This window comes from Amycolatopsis sp. NPDC051102 (genome assembly GCF_040682815.1).
Classification (GTDB): domain Bacteria; phylum Actinomycetota; class Actinomycetes; order Mycobacteriales; family Pseudonocardiaceae; genus Amycolatopsis.
This window is the reverse complement of the sequence record NZ_JBFBBT010000025.1, coordinates 65,723-78,577: the sequence shown is the minus strand read 5'-3', so window position 1 is coordinate 78,577 and position 12,855 is coordinate 65,723. Positions and strand designations below refer to the sequence as shown.

Below are 12,855 nucleotides of genomic sequence, written 5' to 3'. Positions count from 1 at the left end.
TCGCTGAAGGCGTCCTTCGCCGGTTAGGGGTAGCTGACCACGTTGACCGGCACCGTGCCCGAAGGCGTGACGCCGCCGGTGTCGTTGATGACGTGGGTGATCGTGCCGCGGTAGTTGAGCGACACCGTCAGCAGGCTGTGGAACCGGACGCCGCTGTTGTTCGGCACCTCGAACGCGTGGTAGCTGGACACCGCCGGGTTCGTGTCGAAGAAGCAGTAGCTCCCGAGGCCCCACGCCTCATGGGACGTCACGTTCGACGCGACCTTGTACGCGGCGTACCCGGCGACGCCCGATGGGGCGTTCCACGACGCCTGGTTCGGCACGTCGTAGGGCATCTCGTTCTGGAAGAAGATCGTCTTCCCGCCCTGGCCGTTCCAGATCACCTGGTACTTCTGGTAGTGCTCGACGAACAGGCCGGTGGCCAGCACGTTCGCGCCGTTCACCACGAGCCCGGTGTCGGCGGTGTTCGTGGTCCAGCCGACCGTGCCCGCGTTGCCGTGGTCGGCCCGCCACGCCCAGATGTGGTCGATGATCGTGTCGGCGCTGTTGACGACCAGGCTGTTCGTCGCCTTGCCGGCGAGCTCGCCGCCGATCCGGAAGAACACGTCCTGGACCGTCGTCGGGTTCGAAGCGTGCGACGCCGAGGAGCCGGACTGGCCGACGGTGAGCAGCGCCTGCGAGTTCGCCGTGCCGGCGTCGAAGAGCAGGCCCTTCAGCCGGACACCGTCCACATCGGACACCTGCATGGCGTTGACGCCGTTGTCGGGCACCAGCGTCGGGTAGCCGATGCCGAGGATGGTCGTGTTCGCACGGGTCACGTTGAGCGTCTGGTTCAGGTGGTAGATGCCCGGCGTGAAGAACAGGTTGCAGCCGGCGGCCAGCGCGTTGTTGATCGACGCGGCCGTGTCGCCGGACTTCACGACGTAGAACTGGCTCATCGGCACCGACGACCCCGGCGTGCTGCCGTTCGCCCAGCTCGGCCCGGACGCGTTCGTGCGCAGGGACGGGAGGAACACGCGGTACTTGCTGGTGCCGTCGACGTAGAGGTAGGGCACGTCACGGGAGACCGGCGTCGTGGCCAGCGTGGTCTCCGGCGGGTTCGGGAACGTGTTCGCCGGCGCACCGCTCGTGCCGGAGAAGACCATGTTCCACACGCCGCCGGCCCAGCTGCCCAGGCTCGAGTCCCGGGTGTACCACTGCTGCTGCGAAACCGACGCGGCCTGGCCGGCCACCTTCGTGTCGGCGATGTAGCCGCCGCTGGCGTAGCCGTAGCTCGCCGGGTACAGCTGCAGCCCGCCGCGGACGTCCATCCGGCGGAACGGCGCGGCCTGCGCGACCGCCCAGCGTTCCTGGCCGCCGGACGGGTTGACCGCCATGTTCTCGGCCGAGCGCCAGAAGTTCTGCAGTGCGACGCCGTTGTCGGAGGCGTTGAAGGCGTCGACCGTGACGTCGCCGTTGATCAGGACGTCGCCGGGGTTCTGGCCGAGGCCGGCCACCGAGGTGTAGAAGCCGACGTTGTCGTGCACGTTGTTGTAGGTGCCCGGCTTGAAGAGGTGTGCGACGCGCCGCTCGGCGAACTGCGCGGTGAGCGTGTCCTTCTGGTTGTTGAAGTCCGTGTCGAGCTGGGCCTGGATGGACGCCGCCGACATGCTCGGGTCGAAGATCCGCACGTTGGACCCGAAGTTCGGGGTGTCGGACTGCGTCGGGCAGCCCGCCTGGGTGCCGATCGTGTAGGTCGCGCTCGACACCGGCGACGTCGTCGACCCGGACTTCAGCGCGATCGCGTTGACCGTGCGGGAGTTCGGGACGCTGATCGGTCCGCTGTAGAGGGCCGAAGACGCGGTGGGCGTCGAACCGTCCACTGTGTACTGGATGGTCGCGCCCGCGGTGGCGCTGCTGATGGTCACCGTCTGCGCGCTCGAGTAGGTGCCGCCGGGCGGGCTGAACGTCGGCGCGGCCACCGTCGTCGTGCCGCCGCCACCCACGGTGTAGCTGAAGTGCGGGGTGTCGTACTGCGGGCCGCTCTTCTCGTAGGTGAACCAGTAGTCGAGGACGTTGCCGGTGCTCAGGCCGCCGACGGTCGTCTGCCACGTGCCGGAGCCGTTGGTCATCCGGACGTTCTGCTGGCCGAGACCGGGGACGCCGGTGTAGTGCGCGTCCACGTACAGAGCAGGGGTTGTGGGGGTGAAGTTGAGCTGCACCTGCGTCGAGCTGAGCTGCGTGACGCTCTGGGTGTAGTCGTCCGCGGCGAGCGCGGCGGGGGCGGTCAGCCCGGCCGCCGCCAGTAGTGTCGAGGCGACGAGCGCGAGCCCCGGGCCGCGTCGTCGTAGCTTGTCCAAGGTCCGGTTCACGCCGTGACACCTCCGCCGTTGGGGATCCACGAGGTATTTGTTGCCAGTCGCAACAAAGTAGCTCCCAGTCAGCGGTGCTTCGATCACGGTTGAATAACACTTGTCTGGACCAATGCGCGAACGGGTGAAGCGGTTCGTCACTCTTCGTCGCTTTGAGCCCACGCTGGGCGATTGACTGAACCGAGAAACCTTCTTCCGTCGGGTGACCTCGACCGGGTGACATGCGACGATCCGTCGCCACACCTCGTCCCCTACCGAGGAGTAGGCCATGGCGTCTCCACGGTTGTTCCGGTCCCTCGTCGTCCTCTCCCTGCTCGCGGCCCCGCTCGCGGTGGCCACCTCGACCGCCGAAGCCGCGCCGCTGCAGAGCGGCGGTGTCGTCAGCTTCGGCTGCGCGACCTCCGGCAAGCTGCACTGCCTCGGGAAAGCGGTCCGGTCGCCGAACGGCAACGGCCCGCTGGTCGTCTCGACCCCGGTCGGTTACGGCCCGGCCGAGATCCAGGCCGCCTACAACCTCGGCGGGCTGCACGCGAACGGCCGCACAGTGGCCATTGTGGACGCTCAGGACGCGCCGACCGCGGAGGCCGACCTGGCGAAGTTCCGCTCCGCGCGCGGGCTTTCCCCGTGCACGACGGCCAACGGCTGCTTCAAGAAGGTCAACCAGAACGGCGCGGCGAGCCCGCTCCCGGCCCCCGACTACGGCTGGGCCGAGGAAATCAGCCTCGACCTCGACGCGGTGTCGGCGACCTGCCCGGACTGCCACATCCTGTTGGTGGAGGCCAATTCCCCGGACACCGACCCGCTGATGACGGCGGTCGACACGGCCGCGGCGACGCCGGGCGTGGTGGCCATCTCCAACAGCTACGGCGGCGCCGAGGACTCGACGATCCTGGCCGCGGACGCGCACCTGAACCACCCGGGCATCGCGGTCACGGCGTCCTCGGGTGACTCGGGCTACGGCGTCAGCTGGCCGGCGTCCTCCCCGTACGTCACCGCGGTCGGCGGCACGACGCTGAAGAAGGCCGCGACCACCACGCGCGGCTGGACCGAAACGGCGTGGAGCGGCAGCGGCAGCGGGTGTTCGACCCTGGAGCCGAAGCCGTCCTGGCAGCACGACACCGGGTGTGCGAAGCGGACGGTCGCGGACGTCTCGGCGGTCGCCGACCCGGCCACCGGGCTCGGGGTGTACGACACGTACAACAGCTGCGGCACGTCGTCGTGGTGCGACTTCCTGCTGTCGCTGGGCTTGGCCCAGGGCGCGGACGGCTGGGTGCAGGTCGGCGGCACGAGCCTGTCCTCGCCGGTGATCGCGAGCGTGTACGCACTGGCGGGCAACTCGGTGACGTCCGGCTCGTACCCGTACGCGCACACCAGCGGCCTGTACGACGTGACGTCGGGCTCGAACGGCAGCTGCGGCGGGAGCTACCTCTGCACCGCGGGCGCCGGGTACGACGGGCCGACCGGGCTGGGCACGCCGAACGGGACCTCAGGGTTCTGAGCGCCGGATCGGCTCGCCGATCGCCGCGGTGAGCTGCGCGTCGATCCGCGTGCGCAGGTCGCCGAAGACGCAGACCGTCTCCTCCCAGGGGTGGCCGAAGGTGCCCAGGCGGAGGTCGCCGGTCAGGTAGAGGCAGTAGTCGCCGTCCGGGAAGACGGCGCCGGGCCGGGGTGGCCCGGCGCCGCCGACCCGGGCGGGGTCGAAGCGGTAGCCGACGTGCTGCCAGTCGAGCCAGTACAGCTCCTCGCCGGGCGACGCGGACGTGCGGAATCCCTCGTGAACGATGTCTTCCAGAGCGTCCAGCTGCGGGTCGCCGAGGTCGCCGATGTGCCAGGTCGCGGAGCCTGCGGGTTCGGTGATGCCCGGGAACTCGTGCATGTCGGGCCGGAAGGCGAATTCCTCGTGGAAGCGCGTCCAGATTTCGTCGTGGTCCGGCTGTCTCGACAGCAACCGGATCGGCCGGGTTCGTGCCGGCGCGCCGGGTGACGGCCGACGGTAGCGGGTGACCGTCGTGATCGCCCGCATCCCGGCCGCTTCGAACGCTTCGCGCAGCTCGCCGCCGGCTTCGGCGAGGAAGTACCGCACATCGGGGTGCCGCAACCAGGCCGGCCGTTCCGGGCTGCGCCAGTCGCGAGTGGCCAGCGCGGCGGCGAAGCCGGGGTCGGTGACGCCACCCAGGACCAGGAACTCACCGGCCGCCTCGACCCACGCCGCGCGGCCGGCGTCGTCGAGCACGACCTCGGCCGACCGGTCGCTCGGGCGCACGTCGGCGGCGAACTCGGAGTACGGACGGCGGTGCGGGCCGGACGCTTCGGCCACGGCCGCGATCCGCTCGTGCTCCGCCCACTCGTGGACGCCGCGCAGCTTCGGGTGGTCCGTCCCGATCGGACAGACGAGCACCGCCCGCTCCGGCTCGGCCGCGAAGCCCGCGGCGCGCAAGCGCTCGGCGAGGCCGGTGTCGTAGCCGTACACCGGCCACACCACCGGCTCGTTCCGGCGCGCGAACGCCTCGACCTGGCGGGCGACCAGCGCGTCAAGACCGGCCTCGGACAGCGGCCCGTGGTTCACCTCGCCGTGTGTGCCGTAGTGGGTCCGGACGATCGGCTCGTCCCGCTCGACCACCGCGCCGACCGGCGGCAGGTCGGGTACCCGGCCGCGCAGGCGGTTCAATGCCTCCTCCATGCCGCCGATTCTCCCCGGTCGGGTGACGTTCCCGCAGTGCGTTTTCGCTGGTCCCCGCGCGGGGTAACGATGTCCTCATGCTGGACACCGAAGTCCTCTCGCGGATGCCGCCCCGGGCGCTGGACGTCGTCACGCCGCTCGGGGACGTCCGGTTCGCCGTGCGCGCCGGTGGCTGGGACGTGCCCGCGCGGCCCGAGCTCACCTGGCGCCTCGATTCCGGCGCGTGGCTGTGCCGGTGGCGGCACCGGTCCGTGCGGCTCGACGTCGTGGCCGGGCCGACCGCGTCCGGGCTGCCCGGCGTCACCCGGGAGGTCACCGTCTTCCGGGTGCTGGCCCGGGAGGACGTCGGCGAGTTCGTCGTCCGGGCCGAGCTGGCCGGGGCGCCGCACGAGGACCGCAGCTGGGAAAGCGCCTTCACGGCCGAGCTGGCCGGCACCGCCGTGAGCGTCGGCGGTCCCAGTGCCGACCGGCTGCGGCGGTGTTCGCGGGCCGGGCAGCACGTGCCGCCGTACTGGTCGCGGCTGGTCGGCGGGGACGCCGTCGAGCGGACCGGGGGCCGGCTCACCTGGCGGCTGCCGCGCGTCGACCGCGGTGACTACGCCGAGCTGTGGGTGTCCGTCGCGTGGTGCGCGGCGGGCGGGGACCCGGGCCGCGCCGTCGACATCGACGCGGCCCGGGTGCTGCGGGAGCTAACCCAGTGAAATCCGGTCCAGATCCGGAGCGCCCGCCCGGTCGTTGCCGATCCGGATCGTATTGGCGCCCGCGGTCAGCGTCACCGGGACCGAAGTGGTGTACGGCGTGCTGTTCCCGGCGCCGCTGACCTTCACCTCCGCCGGTGCGCCGCCGTTGACGGACACGAAGTACGACCGGTCGCCGTTGACGGTGAAGTCCAGGTACAGCGTGTACTGCCCGGCTGCGGCCACCGTCACGCCGGGGAACGTCACCGCCGAGCCCGGGCTGCCGCCGATGTTGCGGACCTTCTGCCCGCCCGAGCACGGCGAGCAGTTCGTGACGCCGGCGTCGCCGATGTCGTTCGCCGAGTCCTCCGCTTCACGCATGAACACCCGGTCCGCCGGCCGCGGCTTCACCTGCACCGGCTTGCTGACGGACTTCGCGCGGCCGAGCGTGGTGAACGACGCCGTCACCGGGATGCTCACGTCCTGGGCCGCCGGGGCGGTGACCGTCCACGATCCACTGAGGACCTGACCGAGCCGCAGGTTCGCCGCCGTCACGGGGGCACCCTGGACCGTCCAGCCCGCCGGGACGACCGGCGCCAGCGACACCTGGCCGATGGGGTCGTCGACGTCGAGCCGCAGCGACGCGGTCACCGTCAACGACTGCTGCCCCGGGGAAACCCATTGCACGCCCGCGGGTTGCACGGTCAACGTCGTCCTCGGCGTGTACGGCTCGGGTGGCAGGGGCGCCACTGCGATCCGGTCCAGGCCGGTGGTCCCGGAGACCCTGACCGTGTTGGCGCCCGCGACCAGCGGCGCCGCGATCGCCCCGGGCGCGTCGACGGTGATCGGCGCGGCGCCGTTCACGCTCACCGCGAGCGTGCCCGGGCCCGTGGTGTCCAGCTGGAGCCGTGACGGGCCGGTGGCCTGGACGTTGCGGAAGACGACGGCACCGTGGTCGAGGCCGGTGACCGCGTTCGTGCCCGAGCACGCCTCGCACCACACCGGCGACGCCTTGCCCTCGAAGCCGTTGCGCCACGACTCCGCTTCGAGCGGTACCTCGCCGCGCGGATCGGGGTAGCCGTAGGCGACGTCGATCTCGTCGAGCGCGAGCTGCCGGTAGAACGGCTTGGCCTGCGGCCCGGACCACGTGTTCAGCACCTCGAGCTTCAGGTACCGGGCGTGCACCTCGCCGACGTCGATGAACTGCACGCCGCGGTTGCTCGGCAGGGCGCCGGTGCGCACGGGCGCGCCCCAGTTCGTCCCGTCGTCGCTGGCGTAGACGCGGTAGTCCTTGATCCGCGCGGAGTCCTCGGCGCGGCCGAAGGACTCCCGCGCGGTCGTCGGCGACGACTCGCGCTCGTGCACCGCCAGGTAGGCCGTCGACCGCTTCCGGCCCAGGTCCAGCGTCACGGACACCGGGAGCTGACCGCCCGCGTCCCAGTAGTTCAGGTAGCTGCCGTCGACGAGGTTCGCCGCCGGGTGCCCGTCTGCGGAAGCCGACGCGGTCGCCTTGATCGTGCTCTTGTCGTAGAAGTACTGCTGTCCGGCGGTGTCCACTTTGAACACAGTGTCGTAGGTGTCCCAGTCCGTGATGTCCAGGATGGACAGATAACCGCCGGACTGCGCGAACCGCATCGGCTTGCCGGTGCGCAAATCGGACACGCCGGTCACGTGGTAGCCGTTGTCCCGCAGCCGGACCAGGTTCGTCGACGGCCGGGTGACGACGTGGACGTACTGGGTCTTCGCGCCGGGACGAACGGTGATCACGCCGTGGGCGCCGTCGTTCCAGAAGCCCGGCTGCATGCCGCCGTACATGTAGCCGCCGCCCTCGGTGCCGGTCAGCGACTCCTTGATCGGCTGTGTCCAGGACGCCATGAAGTTGTTGAACGCCTCCTGCTGCGGCGGGAACTTCCCGTTGAGCATGGCGGTTTCGGCCATCAGCGACTTGATCGACGAACCCGCGTTCGTGATGTACCGGCCGGTGGAGAGCCGGACGTCGACGGCTTGGTCGCCGCCGCTGTACCACCAGTCGCCGTTGGTGGGCAGCTTGTAGTCCGCTTCGGTGAGCCGCGGCATCGGCGTGTAGATCGCCTGGGGGTAGTCGTACGACGGCGTCATGCCGGTCTTCTGCTCGTTGCTGACCGTGTCCATGATCGGCGTGTCCTCGTTGTTGTTGCTCAGCAACCAGGACGGCCGCTTCTCGCGGATGTGCTCGTAGAGCCCGTGCTGCTCCCAGTACTCGTTGTCGTTGTCGATCCAGAAGCCGGCGAGGCCGGAGTAGCGGTCCATGACCTCGTCGAACAGGTCGTAGCTGAACTCGCCGAAGCCCGGGCGGGTGGTCAGGTCGACCGGGTGGCCCTTGTACGCCGAGTAGGCGGCCGAGTCGAGCGACTCGTGCCCGGTTTCGTTGTGCCACTGGGGGTCGTCGGTCATGTAGAGCAGCACGCGGACACCCTTGGCTTGGCCGGCGGCGATCAATTCGCCGAGGAAGTCGCGCTGGGTCGAGCAGCTGCCCGGGATCTTCGACGGCCACGGCCGCGCGTAGCCCAGCCGGCTGTGGAAGGTGGTGAGGACGACGTAGGACGCGCCCAGCTTCTTGGCCTCGTCGATCCAGTAGCCCGGCGTCCAGCCGCCGCCGGTGACGTCGCGCTCCCAGGCGGCGCAGTCGGTGTGCCGCGGCGCGGTGAACATGCCCCAGTGCAGGAACAGCCCGGCCGTCGAGGCCCGCAGCCAGTCCTGGCGCGGGTTGTACAGCTCGGCGCCGGCGGGGTTGACCAGGCTCGCCACCAGCGCGACGGCTGCGGCGAGGCAGGCAAGCAGTCGGATTCTCAAGGGACCTCCTCGTCCGGAGAGATCCGATGATTAAGGGGTCGTATATCGTACGTCAAGGGAAGATGCCGCTCATCGGCACACAATCGTCCGATCTGTCACAAATCCTGCCCCGCGTTCGTCATGGTGCTGACCGACCCGCGAAAGGACGGACCCGTGAACGAGGAGCTCTTGGCCCGCAGCTTCGAGACCCACCGCGGCCACCTGCGTTCGGTGGCCTACCGGATGCTCGGCTCGCTGACCGAGGCCGAGGACGCCGTCCAGGAGGCGTGGCTCAAGCTGAGCCGGAGCGACAGCGCCGCCGTCGGGAACCTCGGCGGCTGGCTGACCACGGTCGTCGGCCGTGTGTGCCTCGACATGCTGCGTTCGCGCAAGGCCCGGCGCGAGGAGCCGTGGGACACCCTGGTGCCCGATCCGATCATCAGCCGCGACGATGCCGGCCCCGAGCACGAGGCGCTGATGGCGGACTCGGTCGGCCTCGCGCTGCTGGTCGTGCTCGACACGCTCACCCCGGCCGAACGGCTGGCGTTCGTGCTGCGGGACATGTTCGCGATGCCGTTCGAGGAGATCGCGCCGATCGTCGGCCGGTCCGAGGCGGCGACCCGGCAGCTGGCCAGCCGGGCCCGGCGGCGGGTGCAGGGCGCGCCGGTCGCGCCGGACCCCGACCTCAACCGCCAGCGCGAAGTCGTCGACGCCTTCCTGGCGGCGGCGCGCGGCGGCGACTTCGACGCGCTGGTCTCGGTCCTGGACCCCGACGTCGTGCTGCGCGCCGACCGCGGACCGGCCCGGGGCGGCTCGGACGAGGTCCGCGGCGCGGCGGCGGTCGCGAACCAGGCCCTGACGTTCTCCCGGCTCGGCGCCGGCGGCGGCGTGGTCCACCGGGCCCTGGTCAACGGCGCGGCGGGCGTGGTCGCCACGCGCGAGGGCCGGCCGTTCTCGGTGCTGGGCTTCACGGTCACCGGCGGCCGGATCGTCGAGATCGACATCCTCGCCGACCCTGAGCGCCTCAGCCGGCTGGATCTGGCCGTCCTCGACTGAAGCCTCGTGAGTGGTAAGGCGAGTTCTAACTCGCCTTACCACTCACGACCGCGCCGCGCTCGTCGGTGACCAGGGCCAGGGTGCCGTCCGCGGCGAAGTGGCGGTAGCGGCGGCGGCCGTCCGGGTACTGCCACACCGCGTCCGCCACGACGATCACCAGCTCGCCGTTCTCGATCGCGTACAGCTCGTCCGGGGTCAGGACTTCGTGGATGAGCGTGCCGTTGGTGACCAGCGTGCGGACGCGGCGGCCGGCGTGGTCGTAGCCGTAGAGCGCGTTGCCCTCGTCGCCGTGCACCCCGCGCAGCCGGCCGAACGCGTCCCGGATTTCGCTGCCCGGCGGGGGCTCGTCCGGGGAGCCGGGTGTGACGTCGTGCCGCAGGCCGCCCGGGCCGGTGATCACGTGCTCCGGGAAGAAGTGCTCGCTGACGCCGTTCGCGTAGTGCACCGCGGTCCGCCGGCCGCGCAGGTCGTACTGGATGGCGTCGACGAAACCGGGCACGCTCACCAGCCGGCCGACCTCGTCGTACTGGTGGTGGACGGTCAGCCGCCCGTCGCCGGCGTCGGGGTAGGCCACTTCGGACAGCCGGCCGTCCGCGCGGCGCACGACGTCCAGCCGGTACTCGACGGCCACGTGCGCCGGCCGCCAGCGCTTCTCGGCCACCCGGCCGAGCGCGTCGTAGCCGAGCAGCGTGACGCCGGATTCGTCGGCGACGCGCACCAGCCGCCCGCAGCTGTGCGGCCCCGCCTCCGGCGGCACCGGCAGCCCGCCGTCGTGGTGGGTGAACTTCGCGACCGGGGTGCCGCGCGGGTCGTCGACCAGCACCGCGACCACCCGGTCGGCGGCGTCGTGCACGCGGTACACGGTGTGCCCGTCCACGGTCCGCGTCTCGACCTCGTTGCCGGCGGCGTCCCGCAGGTGCACGACGCCGTCCGCGTCGCGCAGCTCCCGCCCCAGGAGGTCGTGCCGGCCCTCGGGGTGGTGGGCTTCGCCGGCTTGCCCGGCGAGCGGACGGCCCAGCGCGTCGTAGCGGAACTCCTCCGCGCCGTCCGGCAGCTCGCCGTCCCGGAACCCGCGGCTGGTCCGGCACACCAGGCCGCGCGCGCAGTACTCGTGGCGCTCGTCGACGACGTCGCCGAGGAGTTCGGCGTGCCGTCGTTCCAGCAGCCGGCCGGCGCCGTCGCGGAGCTCGGCGGTGACGAGCACCTCCGCCTCGCCGGACACCGCGCGCTGCTCGGTGGTGACCCGGACCGGCCCGCGGTGGTCGTAGCGGTAGCGGACGGTCGGCAGTTCCGCCGAGTCGCCCGGCCGCACGACCGTTTCGGGACGGCCCAGCGGGTCGTGGGTCACCGTGGTCACCGCGCCCGCCGGATCGGCCACCTCGCACACCGTTGCCGTCCGGACGTCGTGGCGCGTGACCGTGGTGTTCCTGAGCGGGTCGGTGACCACCTCCGGGAAGCAGTGGTCGGCCGAATAGCGGACCTCGCGGGTGTGGCCGAGCGGGTCGGTCGTCGTGGTGCGCAGGCCGGTGACGGTGTCGAACCGCCCGTGGAACGTCGTGACCCACCAGCCCTCTTCGCCGGGACGGCGGTGGTAGCCGTGGCGCCCGAAGTCGGGCGGGACCCGGCCGTAGACGTCGGCGACGAGCGCGTCGGTGAGCACCAGCTCCTCCCGCGCGGTGCAGAAGCCGTGCGCACCGGCCGACCCGTCGGGCTCTTCGTCGTACCGGAACAGCGTGTCGGAGCGGACTTTCCCGCTGCCGTCCACCTCGCGGACCCGGGCGGGCAGCCCGGTGAACCGGTGCTCGGGGTCGCTCGCGTACGTCGTGCGCGTTTCCCGCACGACCGGCGGCCGGCCGGGCCGCTCGGTCGTCTCCACTTCGCGCGTGGGGTTCCCGGTCGCGTCGAACGCGGTTTCCTTCGTGGTGACGGAGACCGGGGTCGTCCGCCGCTCGAACTGGGTCGTCACCGAATGAGTCCACTGTGGACGGCGGATGTGCTCGACCCGGCGGTACGGCCGGTCCTCGGCGGGCGAGCCGTCGAGGCCGTAGCTCTCCTCCTTGTCCAGCAGCCCGTCGTCGCCGAACCAGCGCACGGTCCGCAGCGTCGGCGCGTACTCGTCGCCGAGCTCGTCCTGCACCACCCGGCCGAACACGGGGAACCGGCTGTCGTGGTACTCGAACTCCGTCACGCCCACGTGGCCGGTGCCCGCTTCGCGCCGGGAGATCCGCCGGACCACCGGCACCGAGGCGACGACCGCGTACTCGAGGGCGGTGTGCAGCCCGATCCCGTTGTCGATCTCGCTCAGCCGTCCGGCGCGGGGAACGTCTTCGAACGAGTGGTACGGCACGGCGTCGAGCAGCGACACCCCGCCGCCGGCCTGCGCCCGCGCGGCCAGCTGCACCCGCCGCGGCGGCGGGAACTCGACGGTGGCGTAGGCCAGGCGCAGCACCGGCGCGGCGGTTTCGGCGCCCTGGGTGTCGAACCCGCTGAGCGCCACCGACGTCAGCATGGACGCGCCGGTGACGTCGTCGGCGTCGTAACCGAGGGTCCACCGCCGCACGAGCGGCCGCGTGCCGGCGGGCACCCGCAGGTCGATCCGCGCGCACCGCAGCGCCGTCGTGACGAGGGTGCCGCCGCGGCCCCAGCGCAGCACGTCCGGGCGCGGCTCGTACGTGAACTCCACTTCGTAGGGGCCGTAGGAGATCCGCGTGAGGTACGCCTGGCCGCTGTGGTGCGCCCAGCCGAACTTCACGGTCGCGCCGAACGGGTCTTCGGTCCGGTCGAGGTACCAGGCCGAGCCGTCGGCGGGGGTGAGGAAGTGCCGGAGCCCGGACCGGGTGGTCAGCAGGAAGCCGTCGCCGCGGCGGACGAGCCGGTCCGCCGTGCGGGACCGCGCCTGCCCGTCGGACACCCCGACGTGCGGCAGCGGGACCGCGAAGCCACCGCCGAACGGGCCGTTCGGCGCGCCGGTCGTGTAGCGCAGCGCGAGCGCCGGCGCGATGCCGCCGGGTCCGGGCGGCAGGTCGAGTGGCACCGTGAAGCGGCCGCCGCCGGTCGCCGGGTCCGGCGTGAAGGCGGCGTCCTGCGTGCTCGACCGGAGCACAAGCATGTGATCTCCCCGCGTGGATTCGTGACGTCCGGAGGGCCAAGTGGGTGAGCCGGGGGCGCCAGATACGTCGTCACCCGTTTGCCGTGGGCGTTACTCATTCGTGATGTCGGTGTCGTATCCCGGTGGCGGCCCACGGGTCTTTCCCGGGTGCCGGCGGTGATCAATGGCGGG

The 12,855-nt window shown here is 71.6% G+C and carries 7 protein-coding genes; 3 read left to right on the top strand and 4 right to left on the bottom strand.

What is annotated here, in order from left to right:
• Window positions 1-23: 23 nt before the first annotated feature.
• Window positions 24-2,351 carry a chitobiase/beta-hexosaminidase C-terminal domain-containing protein gene (locus tag AB0M93_RS41450; protein WP_364285027.1) on the bottom strand — a complete coding sequence of 776 codons (2,328 nt, stop codon included), beginning with the start codon at window positions 2,349-2,351 and terminating at the stop codon, window positions 24-26.
• 268 nt (window positions 2,352-2,619) lie between these two features.
• Here AB0M93_RS41450 and AB0M93_RS41445 point away from each other — a divergent pair, with 268 nt between their 5' ends.
• Entirely contained in the window at window positions 2,620-3,849 is a 1,230-nt protein-coding gene (locus AB0M93_RS41445) for a peptidase S8 (RefSeq protein WP_364285025.1), read from the top strand.
• Here AB0M93_RS41445 and AB0M93_RS41440 read toward each other — a convergent pair.
• The gene (locus AB0M93_RS41440) at window positions 3,838-5,031 is read right to left on the bottom strand and encodes a DUF2716 domain-containing protein (RefSeq protein ID WP_364285023.1); all 1,194 of its coding nucleotides are present in this window, start codon (window positions 5,029-5,031) and stop codon (window positions 3,838-3,840) included. The genes AB0M93_RS41445 and AB0M93_RS41440 overlap by 12 nt on opposite strands.
• A gap of 77 nt (window positions 5,032-5,108) precedes the next feature.
• Between AB0M93_RS41440 and AB0M93_RS41435 the strand changes: the two genes are divergently transcribed.
• Window positions 5,109-5,732, top strand: a complete 624-nt coding sequence (locus tag AB0M93_RS41435; protein ID WP_364285021.1) for a hypothetical protein — start codon at window positions 5,109-5,111, stop codon at window positions 5,730-5,732.
• Here the strand turns inward: AB0M93_RS41435 and AB0M93_RS41430 are convergent.
• On the bottom strand, window positions 5,721-8,540 hold the full coding sequence (locus AB0M93_RS41430; protein WP_364285019.1) for an alpha-L-fucosidase: 2,820 nt from the start codon (window positions 8,538-8,540) through the stop codon (window positions 5,721-5,723). The two genes, AB0M93_RS41435 and AB0M93_RS41430, sit on opposite strands and share 12 nt — an antisense overlap.
• 153 nt (window positions 8,541-8,693) lie before the next feature.
• On the opposite strand from AB0M93_RS41430, the gene sigJ reads away from it, so the two are divergent.
• On the top strand, window positions 8,694-9,575 hold the full coding sequence (sigJ, locus tag AB0M93_RS41425; RefSeq protein ID WP_364285017.1) for an RNA polymerase sigma factor SigJ: 882 nt from the start codon (window positions 8,694-8,696) through the stop codon (window positions 9,573-9,575).
• A 25-nt stretch (window positions 9,576-9,600) separates the two neighbouring features.
• Here the strand turns inward: sigJ and AB0M93_RS41420 are convergent, their stop codons facing one another.
• The gene (locus tag AB0M93_RS41420; protein ID WP_364285015.1) at window positions 9,601-12,684 is read right to left on the bottom strand and encodes a SpvB/TcaC N-terminal domain-containing protein; all 3,084 of its coding nucleotides are present in this window, start codon (window positions 12,682-12,684) and stop codon (window positions 9,601-9,603) included.
• Window positions 12,685-12,855 lie beyond the last annotated feature (171 nt).

Bases quoted from the DNA above. Each gene is read 5' to 3' on its own strand.
- AB0M93_RS41445 (WP_364285025.1), top strand. From the start codon at position 2,620: ATGGCGTCTCCACGGTTGTTCCGGTCCCTCGTCGTCCTCTCCCTGCTC.
- AB0M93_RS41440 (WP_364285023.1), bottom strand. From the start codon at position 5,031: ATGGAGGAGGCATTGAACCGCCTGCGCGGCCGGGTACCCGACCTGCCG.
- AB0M93_RS41435 (WP_364285021.1), top strand. From the start codon at position 5,109: ATGCTGGACACCGAAGTCCTCTCGCGGATGCCGCCCCGGGCGCTGGAC.
- AB0M93_RS41420 (WP_364285015.1), bottom strand. From the start codon at position 12,684: ATGCTTGTGCTCCGGTCGAGCACGCAGGACGCCGCCTTCACGCCGGAC.